Annotated in this window: 15 protein-coding genes; 6 read left to right on the plus strand and 9 right to left on the minus strand. The window is 71.4% G+C overall.

The window, feature by feature from the left end:
- Positions 1-137: 137 nt before the first annotated feature.
- The 3 genes from PUR53_RS23065 to PUR53_RS23075 all read left to right on the plus strand — a co-directional run bounded on the left by PUR53_RS23065 (position 138) and on the right by PUR53_RS23075 (position 3,509).
- Positions 138-1,133 (plus strand): ROK family protein, encoded by a 996-nt coding sequence (locus PUR53_RS23065; RefSeq protein ID WP_329909524.1) that lies wholly within the window; start codon positions 138-140, stop codon positions 1,131-1,133.
- Positions 1,134-1,291: 158 nt separating this feature from the next.
- Positions 1,292-2,419, plus strand: coding sequence for an N-acetylglucosamine-6-phosphate deacetylase (nagA, locus tag PUR53_RS23070; protein ID WP_329900104.1), 1,128 nt, complete (start codon positions 1,292-1,294; stop codon positions 2,417-2,419).
- Between the two features lie 163 nt (positions 2,420-2,582).
- The gene (locus PUR53_RS23075) at positions 2,583-3,509 is read left to right on the plus strand and encodes a 1-phosphofructokinase (RefSeq protein ID WP_329899982.1); all 927 of its coding nucleotides are present in this window, start codon (positions 2,583-2,585) and stop codon (positions 3,507-3,509) included.
- A gap of 10 nt (positions 3,510-3,519) precedes the next feature.
- Here the strand turns inward: PUR53_RS23075 and PUR53_RS23080 are convergent, their stop codons facing one another.
- Together PUR53_RS23080 and cdgB are read right to left on the minus strand one after the other, a co-directional pair.
- Entirely contained in the window at positions 3,520-4,512 is a 993-nt protein-coding gene (locus PUR53_RS23080) for a carbohydrate-binding protein (RefSeq protein WP_329899983.1), read from the minus strand.
- 204 nt (positions 4,513-4,716) lie between these two features.
- Positions 4,717-6,480, minus strand: coding sequence for a diguanylate cyclase CdgB (gene cdgB / locus PUR53_RS23085; RefSeq protein WP_329909525.1), 1,764 nt, complete (start codon positions 6,478-6,480; stop codon positions 4,717-4,719).
- Between the two features lie 490 nt (positions 6,481-6,970).
- Between cdgB and PUR53_RS23090 the strand changes: the two genes are divergently transcribed.
- Entirely contained in the window at positions 6,971-7,483 is a 513-nt protein-coding gene (locus PUR53_RS23090; RefSeq protein WP_329899985.1) for a flavin reductase family protein, read from the plus strand.
- Between the two features lie 113 nt (positions 7,484-7,596).
- On the opposite strand, the gene PUR53_RS23095 is transcribed toward PUR53_RS23090, so the two are convergent.
- Positions 7,597-8,538 (minus strand): sigma-70 family RNA polymerase sigma factor, encoded by a 942-nt coding sequence (locus PUR53_RS23095; RefSeq protein ID WP_329899986.1) that lies wholly within the window; start codon positions 8,536-8,538, stop codon positions 7,597-7,599.
- Positions 8,539-8,614: 76 nt separating this feature from the next.
- Complete coding sequence (arfB, locus tag PUR53_RS23100; protein ID WP_329899987.1) at positions 8,615-9,043, minus strand: alternative ribosome rescue aminoacyl-tRNA hydrolase ArfB; 429 nt, start codon at positions 9,041-9,043, stop codon at positions 8,615-8,617.
- Between the two features lie 176 nt (positions 9,044-9,219).
- On the opposite strand from arfB, the gene PUR53_RS23105 reads away from it, so the two are divergent.
- Positions 9,220-9,795 (plus strand): TerD family protein, encoded by a 576-nt coding sequence (locus tag PUR53_RS23105; protein ID WP_086762889.1) that lies wholly within the window; start codon positions 9,220-9,222, stop codon positions 9,793-9,795.
- Positions 9,796-9,879: 84 nt separating this feature from the next.
- Here the strand turns inward: PUR53_RS23105 and PUR53_RS23110 are convergent, their stop codons facing one another.
- A complete protein-coding gene (locus tag PUR53_RS23110) occupies positions 9,880-10,566 on the minus strand; it encodes a hypothetical protein (protein WP_329909526.1) in 687 nt (228 codons plus the stop codon).
- 74 nt (positions 10,567-10,640) lie between these two features.
- Between PUR53_RS23110 and PUR53_RS23115 the strand changes: the two genes are divergently transcribed.
- Complete coding sequence (locus tag PUR53_RS23115; protein ID WP_443080350.1) at positions 10,641-11,738, plus strand: GNAT family N-acetyltransferase; 1,098 nt, start codon at positions 10,641-10,643, stop codon at positions 11,736-11,738.
- On the opposite strand, the gene PUR53_RS23120 is transcribed toward PUR53_RS23115, so the two are convergent.
- The 4 genes from PUR53_RS23120 to PUR53_RS23135 form a co-directional block, all read right to left on the minus strand.
- Positions 11,716-12,876 (minus strand): aminotransferase class I/II-fold pyridoxal phosphate-dependent enzyme, encoded by a 1,161-nt coding sequence (locus PUR53_RS23120; protein WP_329909528.1) that lies wholly within the window; start codon positions 12,874-12,876, stop codon positions 11,716-11,718. The genes PUR53_RS23115 and PUR53_RS23120 overlap by 23 nt on opposite strands.
- The gene (locus PUR53_RS23125; protein ID WP_329909529.1) at positions 12,873-14,249 is read right to left on the minus strand and encodes an MFS transporter; all 1,377 of its coding nucleotides are present in this window, start codon (positions 14,247-14,249) and stop codon (positions 12,873-12,875) included. The genes PUR53_RS23120 and PUR53_RS23125 overlap by 4 nt, the downstream gene beginning before the upstream one ends.
- Before the next feature lie 140 nt (positions 14,250-14,389).
- A complete protein-coding gene (locus PUR53_RS23130) occupies positions 14,390-15,139 on the minus strand; it encodes an SDR family NAD(P)-dependent oxidoreductase (protein ID WP_329899992.1) in 750 nt (249 codons plus the stop codon).
- A 14-nt stretch (positions 15,140-15,153) separates the two neighbouring features.
- On the minus strand, positions 15,154-15,924 hold the full coding sequence (locus PUR53_RS23135) for an SDR family oxidoreductase (RefSeq protein WP_329909530.1): 771 nt from the start codon (positions 15,922-15,924) through the stop codon (positions 15,154-15,156).
- Positions 15,925-15,927 lie beyond the last annotated feature (3 nt).

Consider the following 15,927-nt stretch of genomic DNA (forward strand, 5'->3'; position numbering starts at 1 on the left):
TCACCGGCTCCGCGCTCCAAGGCGTTGATCACTCAACTTCCCGAACTCTCCATAAGGTCTACACCACTCTCCCCATGAGGTCTAGACCATGTGAGTGGACTAGACCTCTCGCGGGTCGAAGGGCCACACTGTCCTCCGTGAGACATGTCATCGCCCTCGATGTGGGCGGCACCGGGATGAAGGCCGCACTGATCGGGGCAGGCACCGGGCCCAGCGGCGGAACACCCGCCGGCGCCCCCGTCCTGCTGCACCAGGCGCGCCTGGCGACCGGTCGCGAGCGCGGGCCGGAGGCCGTCGTCGCGTCGATCCTCGACTTCGCCGCCGAGCTGCGCGCGTACGGCGAGCGGCACTTCGGCCAACCCGCGATCGCCGCCGGGGTCGCCGTGCCCGGCATCGTCGACTCCGAGCGGGGCACCGCCGTCTACGCCGCCAACCTCGGCTGGCGTGACGTCCCGCTGCGCGCGCTCCTCGCCGAGCGCCTCGGCGGCGTCCCGGTCGCCCTCGGCCACGACGTGCGCACCGGGGGGCTCGCGGAGGGGCGCGTGGGCGCGGGCCGGGGCGCGGACCGCTATCTCTTCGTGGCGCTCGGCACCGGCATCGCCGGCGCGATCGGCGTCGACGGCCGGGTGGAGGCGGGCGCCCACGGCTTCGCGGGCGAGATCGGCCACATCGTCGTACGCCCCGGGGGGATCCCGTGCCCCTGCGGGCAGTACGGCTGTCTGGAGCGGTACGCCTCGGCGGCGGCCGTCAGCCAGGCCTGGGCGGAGGCCTCCGGGGCACCCGAGGCCGACGCGGCGGACTGCGCCAAGGCCGTCGAGTCGGGCGACCCGCGCGCGGGCGCCGTCTGGCAGCACGCCGTCGACGCCCTCGCCGACGGACTCGTCACCGCCCTCACCCTCCTCGACCCGCGCACCCTCATCATCGGCGGCGGCCTGGCGGAGGCCGGCGACACCCTGTTCGACCCTCTCCGCACCGCCGTGGAACACCGGGTGACCTTCCAGAAGATCCCCACCATCGTCCCCGCGGCCCTGGGCGACACAGCAGGCAGCCTCGGCGCCGGCCTGATGGCCTGGGACCTCATCACCCCCACGACCCCCACGACCCCCACGGACCCTTCGGAGGTAACCCCCTGATGGCCCCCGCCTTTTCCCACACCGGGTCCAACAGCAGCGCCCCATCAGGGACCGCGCATCCTGTCACCGGTTCCGACAGCGCCCCGTCAGGGGCGCGGGGAACTGGCCGACCAGCCCCCGCACACCCGCAGTCGCCACACAAAGCGCATCCCTACGTCCTGGATGGCGCCAACGTCGTCCTCCCCACCGGCACAGTGAAAAACGCCCGTCTCACCATCGACGGCACCAAGATCACCGCCAACTTCCCCGAGAACTCCCACACCATCGACGTCCGCGGCCACTGGGTGGTCCCCGGCTTCATCGACCTCCACAACCACGGCGGCGGCGGAGCCTCCTTCACCTCCGGCACCGTCGACGACGTCCTGCGCGGCATCCACACCCACCGCCTCCACGGCACCACCACCCTCGTCGCCTCCACGGTCACCGACGACATGGACGGCCTCGCCCACCGCGCCGGCCTCCTCTCCGAATTCGCCGAGCAGGGCGACATCGCCGGCATCCACTTCGAGGGCCCCTTCATCTCCCCCTGCCGCAAGGGCGCCCACTCGCAGGAACTGCTGCGCGACCCCGACCCGGCGGAGGTCCGCAAGCTGATCGACGCGGCGCGCGGCCGGGCCACGATGGTCACCCTCGCCACCGAACTCCCCGGCGGCCTCGACTCCGTACGCCTGCTCGCCGAACACGGCGTCATCGCGGCGATCGGACACACGGACGCGACGTACGAGCAGACGGTTCAGGCCATCGACGCGGGCGCGACCGTGGCCACCCACCTCTTCAACGCGATGCCACCGCTCGGCCACCGCGAGCCCGGCCCGATCGCCGCGCTCCTGGAGGACGAGCGGATCACCGTCGAGCTGATCAACGACGGCACCCATCTCCACCCCGCCGCCCTCCAGCTGGCGTTCCGTCACGCGGGCCCCGACCGGGTCGCGTTCATCACCGACGCCATGGACGCGGCCGGCTTCGGCGACGGCCTCTACACACTCGGTCCGCTGGCGGTCGAGGTCGTGGACGGGGTGGCCCGTCTGGTGGAGGGCGGCTCGATCGCGGGCTCGACCCTCACCCAGGACCGCGCCTTCAAACGGGCCGTCACCGTCGACCGCATCCCCGTCGAGGACGCCGTCGCCGCCCTGTCCGCCAACCCGGCGAAACTCCTCGGCCTCTACGACCGCGTCGGCTCCCTGGACCCCGGCAAGGACGCCGATCTCGTCCTCCTCGACGCGGACTTCGACGTCAAGGGCGTCCTGCGCAAGGGCGAGTGGGTGGTCGATCCCCAACTGGGCTGATCAGTCCGGTTGTTGACGGAGAGCGAAGAGTGCGGCGGTTGTCCCGGGGGGGCTGGGCCGACCGCCGCTCTTTTGGCATGATCGAGCCTCCGCAACCGCGTCCGGACGAGCGCACCCTGTTACTCGGCAGGCGCGCTCACCAGCACCAAGGGGGTAGGCCCAGGTGATCCTCACGGTCACACTGAACACCGCTCTCGACCTCACCTATCGCGTACGGGACCTCAGGCCCCACACCACGCACCGGGTGACCGATGTGACCGAACGGCCCGGCGGCAAGGGCCTGAACGTGGCCCGGGTGCTGGCGGCGCTCGGCCACGAGGTGACGGTCACCGGTTTCGTCGGCGGCGCGACCGGCCGGGCCGTGCAGGACCGGCTCACGCACACACCGGGCCTCGTGGACGCGCTGGTTCCGGTGGAGGGTGCGACACGTCGGACGATCGCCGTGGCCGACGCGAGTGGTGACACGACTCAGCTCAACGAACCGGGCCCGCTCATCACACCCGCCGAGTGGTCCGCTTTCCAGGAGACGTACATCGATCTGCTGCGCTCCGCCTCGGTGGTGGCCCTGTGCGGCAGTCTGCCGCCGGGGGTGCCGGTGGGGGCGTACGCGGGCCTGGTCCGTACGGCCCGCACGCTGTCCGTGCCGGTCCTGCTGGACACCGGCGGCGAGCCGTTGCGCCGCGGAGTGGCGGCCCGGCCCGACCTGGTGAAGCCGAACGCCGACGAACTGGCCGAACTCACCGGCTCCCACGAGCCGTCCCGCGCGACCCGGGACGCCCGCCGCCGCGGCGCGCAGGCGGTCGTCGCCTCGCTCGGCCCCGACGGTCTGCTCGCCCACACCCCCGAAGGCCTGTGGCGCGCCACCCCTCCGCGCCGCCTGCGCGGCAACCCGACCGGAGCGGGCGACTCGGCGGTGGCCGGCCTGCTGTCGGGCCTGGTCGACCGCCTCCCCTGGCCCGCCCGCCTGGCCCGCGCGGTCGCCCTGTCGGCAGCGACCGTACTGGCCCCGGCGGCAGGCGAGTTCGACCGTCAGACGTACGAGGAACTGGTGGACCAGGTGACGGTGACGGGAGAGGTCACGGCGGCGTGAGCGAAGGCGCTCAGCTTCCGCCTTCCTCGTTCTTGCCGGTCAGGTACAGCTGGTCGATGTTGACGTCGCAGGAGTTGCCCTGCTCGCACGAGATCTTGATCTCGTTGGTGCCCTTGTTGAGCTGCACGGCGGACCAGCTGTAGGTCCAGCCCTTCTCGTAGTCGCCCTCCGGGGCATTCGAGAAGTTCTTCAGGTTGAGCGGGCGGCTCTGGGCCTTGCCGTTGACCGTGAGCGTGGCGTTGGCGTCCTTGCCGGGCACGCCGTAGACGACGTACAGCCGGTAGGAATCGCTCTTCGGGACGTCCTCCGTCTTCCACGTCACCGACGAACCCACCGAGTTGAAGTTCCCCACATAGAACCCGCCCTCCGACTTCGCGCCGGGGACGTCGGAGGCGATGGCCGCGTTGCCGCCGAGGAGGAGGGTCTTGGCCTCGGCCTTGGGGAGTTCCGCGGTCTCGGCGTCCTTGGACTTGCTCGCCGTCGGGCTGGGGTCGGCGCTCTCCTCGGTGGTGGGGCCGGTGGAGGCGCCGGTGTCGTTGCCCGAGGCGTTGTCGGAGTCGTCGCCGCCGAGCATGGCGACGCTGATGCCGATCACCACGGCGGCCACCACGGCGATCGCGCCGATGAGGAGGCCCTTGGTGTTGGGGCCACGGCCCCGGCCGCCGCCCCCGCCGTTGCCGTAGGCCTGCTGACGCGTCGTCTGGGCACCGCCGGAGAAGCTCTCGGGGGCCTGATAGTGCGCGTTCGGCTGGCCGGGGGCGCCCTGCGGCTGGCCGTATCCCTGCTGCGGGACCTGCCCGTACTGCGCGGTGGCGGCCTGCGGGGCCTGCTGGGTCTGCTGCCCGTACTGCCGCTCGCCGACCGGACGCGCCCGGTTGACCGCGTTCGGGTAGCCGTAGCTCGCGCTGGGCGGCTGGGCTCCTCGGGCCTGTCCGTCGGCGTAGAGGTAGCCGAACGGGTCGTCGTCCTCGGGCGTGCTCGCGCCGTTGTTGCCGGGCGTCATCCCTAGGTCTCCTCAGCGGTGCGGTACATGCGGTACGGGTGGCGGGTTGGTGCGTAGGAGAGCGAGCCTACCCGCTCGCCGTGGCCCAAACGGGTGACTCGGACCTCATCACCCGACCGGCCCCCCGCCGACCAGGCGCTTTTCAGCCGCCTCACGCCGCTGACCTGGGCTTCTGCCCCGGTGTCTCCGCTGTCACACAGGGCGCTATCCGGCCCGCCTGTGCTGTCTGGGACGAGATCGTTTCTCGACGTACATCCGCTCGTCAGCTGATTTCAACACCTCGTCCGCCGTCATTCCGCAGTGGGCCCATCCGATGCCGAAACTGGCCCCGACCCGCATGGCGCGACCGTCGACGCGAATCGGCTGGATGATCTCGTTGCGCAGGCGTACGGCGAGGTCCTGGGCGTCCGCGCGGCCGAGCCCGTCGGCGAGGACGACGAACTCGTCACCGCCGAGGCGGGCCACGGTGTCGCCGTCGCGCACACCCCGGCTGAGCCGCCGGGCCACCTCGATGAGGACGGCGTCGCCCGCGTTGTGCCCGAACCGGTCGTTGATCGACTTGAACCCGTCGAGGTCGCAGAAGAGCACCGCGAGCCCCTTGGTCCCGTCGTCCCGCTCGTCCTCGGGCGCGACGGTGTGCACATGGTGGTCGAAGGCGTCGTACGGCCCGCCGGCCGCGTGGAAGTCGAAGGCGTGGGCACTGTGCCCGGCGGCCTCGTACGCGTCGAACGACGGGTGCGGCAACCGCGCGGCGTGCTCGGCGCCGTACTCCCCGAACTCCCCGTGCTCGCCCCCGTTCCCCTGCTCGCCGAACTGCCCGAAGGCCGCGTTCATCGAGTCGGCCGATTCGACCGCCGCGCCGGCCGGCAGGGACTGGGGGCGCTGGCAGATGCGGGCGGACAGGCGCGAGCGCAGCTCGGCCGAGTTCGGCAGGCCCGTGAGGGCGTCGTGCGAGGCCCGGTGCGCGAGCTGGAGCTCACGCCGCTTGCGCTCCTCGATGTCCTCGACGTGGGTGAGCAGGAAGCGGGGCCCGTCGGCGGCGTCCGCGACCACGCTGTTGCGCAGCGACACCCACACGTACGTCCCGTCGCGGCGCCCGAGCCGCAGCTCGGCGCGCCCGCCCTCGGCGGAGGTCCGCAGGAGCGTGCCTATGTCCTCGGGGTGGACGAGGTCGGAGAACGCGTACCGCCGCATGGCGGAGGCGGGCCGCCCCAGGAGCCGGCACAGGGCGTCGTTGGTCCGCAGGATCCGGCCGTGCTGGTCGCCGCCCATCTCCGCGATGGCCATACCGCTCGGGGCGTACTCGAAGGCCTGCCGGAAGGATTCCTCGCTGGCGCGCAGCGCCTGCTGCTCCCTTTCGAGCCTGACCAGTGCACGCTGCATGTTGGCGCGCAGCCGAGCGTTACTGATCGCGATGGCGGCCTGGAAGGCATACATCTGGAGCGCTTCGCGTCCCCACGCGCCCGGTCGGCGACCGTTTCGCGGCCGGTCCACGGAGACAACACCGAGCAGCTCACCGGAGGCGCCACCGGCGCCCGGGGTGTACATCGGGGCGAAGAGCCGGTCGGAGGGGTGCCACTCGTCCTCGAAGCGGGGCGCGGGGCCGTCGGTGTACCACTGGGGCACGTCGTCCTCGTCGAGCACCCAGCCCTCGGTGTGCGGTATGAACCGCAGGCTGCCCCAGGCCTCGCCCATGCTCAGCCGGCGGTCCCAGGAGGCGCGGGAGCCGACGCGGCCGGTGATCAGGGCCTCGGCGGCGCTGTTGCCGGAGAGGGCGGCGACGACCAGGTCGCCGTCGGGGCGGACGAGGTTCACGCAGGCCAGTTCGTAGCCAAGGCCGTTGACCACACCGTCGGCGACAGTCTGCAGCGTGTCGGCCAGGCTGCGCGCGGTGTTCATGTCCGCCATCACCTGGTGCAGCTGCCGCAACGTCGTCAGACGGACGTAGGGCTCCGACTCGGTCTCCATTCGCCCTCCCCCCGAGATCTCGTGGCAGCTCCAGGCTCCAGGCTCCAGGTAACCTGCGTAACCTTGCGCAACCGGCTTAACTCGCGGGCTTACAACCGCTTACAGTTCCCGCTTACAGGTTCCAGCTTCCCCGCCACTGAATCACAGCGCGAAGCCCACTCGGTACACAGGGTCAACAAAATATGGCTCCTGTGACTCAAGTCACAGCGGAAGATGAGCAATTGAGTGGAGTTTATGCGTTTCCCACGTGCGCTTCCTGAACAGGATTCAGGACTCTGTGTAGGCACTGTGAGCGAGCTTGAGCGGACGGCTCCGGCGGCCGCCCTAGGTCGCAGGTCGGGGGGCCTCATCGGGCCCGGGGCCGATGTGGGGGCCCGTCGGCGGGGGCTAGCGTGCGAGCGTGTCGAAGACAGTTCCTCTCGCTGACGTGCCCGTGGCCGAGCGCACCCCGGCCGCCCCCGGTTCCTCCCCCGCCGGGCATCCTGAGGGGGTGAGTGAAGACGAGTTCCGTGCCGCGATGTCCCGACTGGCGGCGGGTGTGGTCCTGGTGACCGCGCACGAGGCGGCGCTGGATCCGGACGGGCCGCGCGGCGAGGACGTCGGCATGACGGCCACCTCCTTCATGTCCGTCTCCCTCGACCCGCCCCTCGTCATGGTGAGCCTGCGCGAGGGCTCCCGCATGGACGACCTCCTCGCCGAGCAGCCCCTGTGGGCGGTCTCCGTCCTCTCCGACCACCAGCGCACCGTCGCGGCCCGCTTCGCCATGCGGAACCGCGTGAGCGACCGCCTCCTCTTCGACTCCGTCCCCCACACCCGGGGCGGGACCAGCGGCGCCCTCCTGATCGACGGCGCCCTGGCCACCCTGGAGTGCCGCACGGAACAACGCGTGACCGCCGGCGACCACACCCTGGTCATCGGCAGAGTCCTGACCGCGACGTCCCCGGACACACCCCCGGGCCCCCTCACCTACTTCCGGGGCCGCTACCGGCAGCTGTCCCAGTAACCGCGCCCCGCAAGGGGCGCGGGGAACTGCGCGACCAGCCACGACGCGCCGAAACGCCGGAACGCACCCGAGCCACCCCTCCCGGCGGCCCCCAAACGGCGGTGTCGATCACGTCACCCGCCCAGCACCGCCACGTCCAGCGAAGCGACCCGCTCCTCCTCACTCACCACGTCGATCGCCGCGATCCGCCCCTCCACGACCGCGAACGACAACACCCGCTCCACCCTGCCGTCCCGCACCACCACAACCCCCACCGCACCGTTCACCAGGGCCTGCCGAACCCCCGCACCGGCCCCGAGACGGCTGTACGCCGCGGCCTGCGAAGCCACCGCCACCGCCCCCCGGGTCACCCCGTCGGCCGACCGCGCCACCGCGTCGGGCGCCAGCACCGCCACCAGCCCCTCCACGTCCCCCTCCCGCGCCGCCCGCAGAAACGCGTCGACGACCTCCCGCTGCCGCTCCACATTCGCGTCCGGCACCGGCGCCCCACCCCGCACCCGCCGCCGCGCCCGGCTCGCGAGCTGCCGCGCCGCCGTGGGCGTACGGCCGACGAGGGGCCCGATGTCGTCGAAGGGGACGCCGAAGAGGTCGTGCAGCACGAAGGCGAGCCGTTCGGCGGGCCCCAGGGTCTCCAGTACGACGAGCAGCGCGAGCCCGACGGAATCGGCGAGCAGCACCTCCTGCTCGGGGTCGACCCCGCTCAAGGGACTGATGACGGGCTCCGGCATCCGCAGCCCACCGCCGCCGACACCGCCCGCACCGTCGGCACCCCCGACGCCGTCCGCACCGTACGGCCCGGCCGACAACGGCTCCTCGCCCCGCGACCGCCGCGTACGCAGCATGTCGAGGCAGACCCGGCCGACGACCGTGGTGAGCCAGCCGCCGAGATTGCGCACCTCGTCCGCGTCCACCCGGCTCAGCTTCAGCCAGGCCTCCTGCACCGCGTCGTCCGCCTCCGCGAGCGATCCGAGCATGCGGTAGGCGACGGCCCGCAACCGCGGCCGGTGCGACTCGAACCGGCGGGCCAGGAACTCACGGTCTTCGCTGTCGCTCATCAGTGGCTTCCTGTCGTCGTGACTCGTCATCACTCTCTCGACGCGTCACGCCCCACCGATGTGACAAACCCGGCCCTCAGCCCCAGTCGCGCCCCGTCCGCCCCCGCTTGGTGTCGGAGCGCTGCTTCTTCTCCCGCAGCCGCCGCTCGTTGATCCCCCTCGGGATACGGGTCGCCCGGCGCGGCTTCGGCGGCGGCGCGGTCGCCTCCGCGAGCAGCGCGGCCAGCCGTACGGCGGCGGTCTCCCGGTTGCGCCACTGCGAACGGTGCTCGGAGGAGCGGACGCTGACCACCCCGTCGACGAGCCTCGACGCGAGCCGCTCCAGCGCCCGTGCCTTCCACACCTCGGGCAGCGCCTCGGTGTTCGCGAGGTCGAACCGCAGCTCGACCTGCGAGTCGCTGGTGTTGACGTGCTGTCCGCCGGGACCGCCGGACCGCGAGAAACGCCACATGAGCTCGGCCTCGGGAAGCGAGACGGAGCCACGGATGACGTAAGGACCGGACATGCCCCCATGGTCGCGCGAATGTCCGGTCCACGTCACGCCCTTTTCCCGGTGGGTAAAGAAAGTAAAAACCGCTGGAACCTCTGGCGCCCCTCCCGACGTTCATAGGGGTACAGGTAGCTTCGTCCCCGGCACGAAGCCCGTAAGGCACGTACGCAACGAGGGAAGGACTCCCAACCATGGCTGTAAGCCTGTCCAAGGGTGGCAACGTCTCGCTCACCAAGGAGGCTCCGGGCCTGACCGCCGTCACCGTGGGCCTCGGCTGGGACGTCCGCACCACCACCGGCACGGACTTCGACCTCGACGCCTCCGCGATCGCGGTCAACCCGCAGGGCAAGGTCTACTCGGACGGCCACTTCGTCTTCTTCAACAACAAGCAGACCCCGGACCAGACCATCGTCCACACCGGCGACAACCGCACGGGTGAGGGCGCGGGCGACGACGAGGCGATCAACGTCAACCTGGCGGGCCTCCCCGCCGACGTCGACAAGATTGTCTTCCCGGTCTCCATCTACGACGCCGAGAACCGCTCGCAGAACTTCGGCCAGGTGCGCAACGCCTACATCCGCATCGTCAACCAGGCCGGCGGCGCCGAGATCGCCCGCTACGACCTCTCCGAGGACGCCGCCACCGAGACCGCCATGGTCTTCGGCGAGCTCTACCGCAACGGCGCCGAGTGGAAGTTCCGCGCGGTCGGCCAGGGCTACGCCTCGGGTCTCGTCGGCATCGCCCAGGACTTCGGCGTCAGCGTCTGAGTCCCGCGCGCCCACGGTCCGGGCCGACGCCCCACCCCGCACCACCTCACCGAAGGCCCCGCCACGACGGCGGGGCCTTCGGCGTCACACGCGCCAGTCGGCCGAGTACTGGATGTGCAGCGTCGCGGGGAGGGGCCGTCGGTTCCGTATTCGTGCCCAGGGGCCGGGGTCCAGCTCGACGCAGAAGTGCCCCGCGTGCGGATACCGGTACGGGAACGACGGGGCCTCGTCGACGAGGCCGCGCAGCGCGGTGCCGGTCTCGCGGAACGCGGTGGGGCTCCCGACGACGAACAGCGTGTGCGCCGCGATGTCGAAGGCGAGGTGGTCGCGGTACGACCGGTGGGCGCGCCGCGCATGGTCGATGGCGTCCTCGTCGGGGAAGTCCCGGTCCGGCGTGGCCGTCGTCTGGGGCCTGCCGGTGTCGAGCCGCGACCGCACCGGCTTCCACCTGGCGGTCGGGAACCGCAGGCTGTGGTGGAGCAGCACCAGGTCCAGCGCGACGGGTTCGCCGTCACCGACGACGCCGGTGACGCCGGCGACGCCCTCGGGAGCGGGGTTCGCCCGGATCGGCAGCTGGATCAGCGACCGGGCGGACCGGGCGGCCAACGACCAGAGGGCGACGAGCCGTTCCGCGCCGGCCCGGTCGACGTACATCGACAGCCAGTGGTGGTCGTCGCGCAACGCCAGCCGGGCGGAGGACGGCTCCGGCCTGATCACCCGGAACTCGTCACCGCCGAGCCGGACCTTGTGCACCCGCACCCGCTCTTCCACACGCCGCACTGTAGGTCCCGGTGTCGGAACTGTGGGTCCCGGTGTCGGACCTCATCGATACGGTGCGGGGCATGCTGCTGCTCGAACCCCTCCGCACGGCCGAGGACGGAACCATCCCCGGCCCCCTCCTCGCCGAACTCACCGCCCTGCACGCCTCCAACCGCGACTTCTACGCCCTGAGCGGCGACTTCCCGGACGCGAACGACATCCGCCCCGAACAGGTGGCCGCGGCGCTGGGGGTGGAGCTGGCCAACCCGGACGTGGAGATCCTGCTCGCCCGCGTGAGCGAGGCCCAGAACGAGGGCGTAAGTGAGGACCAGAACGAGGGCGAGGGGCGCGGTGGCGAACGGCGCGGCGGCGGTCGTCGGCTCGTCGGGGTAGCCATCACCCTCGCGCGGCATCCCGATCCGGCCGACCCGGACCCGTGGATCGGGCTGCTGCTCGTCGACGCGGCGAGCCAACGCCGAGGCTACGGACGCCAGTTGGCCACCCTCGTCGAGGAACGGTTCCGGCGGGCGGGGCGGGCCGCCGTCCGGCTGGCGGCGCTCGACAACAACCCCGGCGCGCTGTCCTTCTGGACCACCCTCGGGTACGAGATCGTCGAACACCGCCGGGACCGCCAACTGGGCCGCCCCTGCACGGTGTTGCGCAAGACGCTGCGTACGCCGCGCCGGGCCGCCCGGATCGCTGTACTCGATCCGGAGGGTGCCGTCTTCCTCTTCCAGTACCACAACTCCGAGGTCGGAGTGCACTGGGCCATGCCGGGCGGCGGTCTGGAGGAGGGCGAGACCCCGCGCGAGGGCGCCGCGCGGGAGTTGCGCGAGGAAACGGGCTGGACGGACCTGGAGCCGGGCGCCCTGCTGTGCACCTGGGAGCACGACTTCACCCGCTGCGACATCCCCGTACGCCAGCACGAGACGGTCTATGTGGCGCGGGGCCCACGCCGCGAACCGGTCGGCGGTCTCCTCGCCACCTCACGCGCCGAGGAGGGCATCATGGCCTGGCGCTGGTGGACCCCCGCGGACCTGGCCGACCCGGCGGCCGAGCCCGTATGGCCGCCGGAACTGCCCCGGCTGCTGGCGGAGCTCGGGACGGCCGCCGACGCCGGGGACCCCGGCGCAGGGGACCCTCCGCCGGCAACGGCCGACGTCAGCGGAACCGGGCCAGCCTGACAACCGCTTCGCGGAGCCGTTCCTCCGGGGCCAGCAGACTCACCCGTACGTATCCCTCGCCGTGCTCCCCGAACCAGCGGCCCGGCGACACGGCCACCCCGGCCCGGTCGAGCAGCGCGTCGGCGAAGGCGACGGAGGGCTCGTCGGCCGGTGTCGGCAGCCAGGCGAAGACGGACCGGGGGACGTCGAGGTCCCAGCCCGCCTCCCGTACACCGGACACGAAGACGTCGCGTCGGCGTTCGTAGATCTTCGAGAGGTCGTGGACACAGTCCTGGGGGCCGGTCAGGGCCGTGATCGCCGCGCGTTGGATGAAGGGCGGGAGCGAGACGAAGTAGTGCTCCTGAAGGAGGTCGATCGCGGCGACGACGGCACGGTTGCCGACGACGGCGCCGACCCGCCAGCCCGCCATGTTGTACATCTTCGACAGCGAGATGAACTCGACGCCCACCTCCTTCGCCCCGTCCGCCCGCAGGAACGACACCGGGGCCTCGCCGTCGAAGCTCAGGGCCCCGTACGCGAAGTCGGAGGCCACGAGCACGCCGTGCCGGTCCGCGAACCGGACCGTGTCGGCGTAGAACTCCGGCGGTGCCGTCACCGAGGCGGGGTTGTTGGGATAGTTGAGGAACATCAGCCGGGCCCGCTCGCGTGTCGCCCGGTCGAGGGCCGAGTAGTCGGGCAGGAAGCCGTTCTCCCGGCGGAGCGGCAGGGGGTGCATCCGGGCCCCGGCGAGGGCGACACCGGCCCAGTAGTCCGGGAAGGCCGGGTCCGGCATCAGACACACGTCGCCCGGGTCCAGGAAGCACTGGCTCAGCTCCACCAGTCCGGCCTTGGCGCCGAACAGGATCGCGACCTCTGTCTCCGGGTCCAGCTCGACCCGGTGGTTCGTGGCGTACCACCGGGCGATGGCGGCCTTGAGTTCGATGAGGCCCGAGAAGGAGCCGTACCGGTGGGTGGCGGGATCGAGGACCTCGGTGCGCAGCGACTCGACGATGTGCGGGGGCGTGGGCAGATCGGGGTTCCCCTGGCAGAGGTTGACGACGTCCTCGCCCGACCGCACGAGCCGGTCGATCCTGGCCACGGTCGTCGCGAACGAGTTCCTGGGCAGGCCCCGGAGCCGGTGGGCGGACTCGATCCTCATGGCCGGTCCTCACGGTCGGCGGCCGCTTCGGGGCGGCGCTCCTCGGTCACTGCCACACGGCGGTCCTCGGTGACGGGCTCGGCTTTGGGCTCGGGCCGGTCGGTCCCGGTGGGGGTTCCGGCCTCGCGGCCGCGCGCCCACTGGCTCAGGCCGCAGGCGGCGAGTGTGATGCCCGCGCAGACGAAACCGACGGCGGAGAAGCCGTACTCGGTGAACAGCGGGCCGAGCAGGGCGGCGCCCAGGGCCACCGCCAGGTTGGTCGCGAGGGTGTAGAAGGCGAGGATCGTCCCTCGGTGGGCCGGCGAGCACTCACTCAGCAGGGTGCTCAGCAGGGTGACGACCAGGCTCTGCATCGCTCCCCACAGGAAGAGGCAGAGCACCAGCAGCGGGGTGAGATGGTCGACCAGCGGGATCACGGCCAGCGCCGGGACCAGTCCGGCCAGCAGACCGACGAGCACGCGCTCCTTGCCGAGGTCGTCGGCCCACTTCCCGGTGACGAAGCTCGTCGCGAAGCCGAGGCCGTACAGCAGGATCATCAGAGAGGTCGAGGAGCTCTCGTCGCCGAACCGGTACTGCAGCGCGCTGCCGAGGTACGTGTACATGCCGTAGAAGCCGAGCATGTTGAGGAACGTCGCCAGGACGTACACCAGAACCTTCGGCGCGCGGAAGGCCTGGACGACCGAGCGGCTCCAGCCGCCGTCGCCCTGCCGCGCCGGTGTTCCCACGGCGTCGTCCGGAGTCCGCGCGGCGCCGTCCGGTGTGCCCTGTGGACCGGTGGGCTCGGGGCGGGCGCGTCCGCCGGCCCGGAACAGCACGCCGATCACGAGGACGCCCAGCACGCAGAGCAGCCCGAAGGTCCACCGCCAGCCGACCCGCTGACCGACGAAGTCCCCCATGGGCACGCCCAGGACGAGGGAGAGCGACCAGCTCGACACGACGATGCCCATGGCCCTGGCCCGGTGCCGGTACGGGATCTGGTCGCCGACGAACGCGTACGCGGTCGGTACGAACGCGCCCGTGGCCAGACCGGCCAGCGCCCGCCCGGCGAAGAACACCCCCAGGGAACCGGCGGACGCGCACAGCAGCGTGCCCAGGACGAACACCGTCATCCCGGTCACCAGTCCGACCCGCCGTGGCACCCGGTCCCCGAGCGGGGCGAAGATCAGGGCGCCGATCGCCGTACAGACGCCGTAGACGCTGACCGACAGCCCCATCACGGCGACCGAGGTGTCGAACGACTCCGACATGTCCGGGAGCAGCGGGGACACCACCAGCTCCTCCGAGCCGACGGCGAAGATCCCCGCCATGAGTGCGAGGACCGTCAGCAGGGGGAACCCCGCCGCGCGCTGCCCGCCGTCCAAGCGATCCGCCACTCCAGCCAACCTTTCCCGCCCACGTGCGCTGTTGCTCACTCGCTGTTGCTCACTTGCTGTCACTCACTTGCTGTCACTCACTTGCTCTGGCTCGCTCGTTCTTGCTCATCTGCTTCTCTGCGGCGCTTCCCGCTGCCCGCTCAGACGGCCGTGTAGCCGCCGTCCACGGTGAGCGCGGCGCCGGTGATGAAGGACGACCGGTCCGAGGCGAGGAAGAGGATCGCGTTCGCGACGTCCTCGGGCGTGCCCAGACGGCCGACCGGATTCAGCTTCGCCTTCTCCTCCTTGACGGTGGCGTCGTGACCGATGGACGCGTCCGTCATGGGGGTGTCGATGATGCTGGGGCAGACACAGTTGGCCCGGATGCCGTGGGGCGCGTACTCGACGGCCAGGGATTTCGTGAGCATCAGGACACCGCCTTTGGTGGTGTTGTACGCGGCGATACCGGGCCAGGCCACCAGCCCGCTGACCGAGCAGACGTTCACGATCGCCCCGCTCTCCGCCGCCATCATCGGGCGCAGCGCGTACTTGGAGCACAGGAACATGCTCTTCAGATTGGTGTCGAACAGCCGGTCCCACTCGGACACCGGCATCTCGTGGATCGGGGTGGATATCTCGATGCCGACGTTGTTGACCAGGACGTCCACCCGGCCGGTCCGCTCCGCGGCGACGGCGATCAGGTGCTCGCAGTCCGCCTCGGCGGTCAGGTCCGCCCGGACGAAGACCGCCCGGTGCCCGTCGCTGGTCAGCTTGGCGACGACCTCGGGTCCGTTCGTCCCGTCGACGTCCGCCACGACGACCGTGGCGCCCTGCCGGGCGAACTCGACCGCCGTCCGCTTCCCGATCCCCGACGCGGCACCGGTGACCACGACGACTTTGTCCTCGAACAAGACTCGGTCCCTCCTCACACACTCTTCAACTGGCCGCCGTCGGCCGAGATCTGCTGGCCGGTGATGTAGGACGCCTCGTCGGAGGCCAGGAATCCGATGAGGGCGGCGACCTCGTCGGCCTGCCCCGGCCGGTTCATGGGGACCGCCCGTACGAGACGGTCCTCGACCTCGGGCTCGGGGACACCGCCGTCCCGGCTCAGGTGCCGGACGGCCTGGTCGTAGCGCGGGGTCCGGATGGTGCCGGGGTGCACGCAGTTCACCGTGACGTTGTGCGCGGCGTACTGGTTCGCCAGATATTTCGCGGCGTTCGCCATGGCCGCGTTGACCAGACCGGAGAGGAACATGCCCGGCAGGGGTTCCCTTCCGATGTTTCCGACGACGTTGATGATCCTGCCGAATTCGTTTCTCGTCATCACGGGCGCGACGGATCCGATGAGATCCAGATACGGCACGAGTTTCTGGTGCATCGCGACACATACGTCATCGTTCACCCGCACCCCGTCGAACGGGCCGGGCGCCGGCCCGGGCCCGTTGTTGACCAGGACATCGATCCGGCCGAATCGTTGTTCCACCGTCTCCACGAGTTCGGCACGGAATTCCGGCGAGGTGATGTCACCCGGAACGACATAGGTGTTCGGTTCGACGCCGGATTCCCGCGCCACCTTCTCCAGCGCGTCCCGGCCGCGGGCGGTGAGGACCGTCGCACAGCCCCCGGACAACAGCCGCAGCGCGGTCGCCCGTCCGATACCGCTGCCGGCCCCCAGCACGATCGCTACGCGCGCCACCGA

Source organism: Streptomyces sp. SP18BB07 (assembly GCF_036322545.1).
Taxonomy (GTDB): domain Bacteria; phylum Actinomycetota; class Actinomycetes; order Streptomycetales; family Streptomycetaceae; genus Streptomyces; species Streptomyces deccanensis.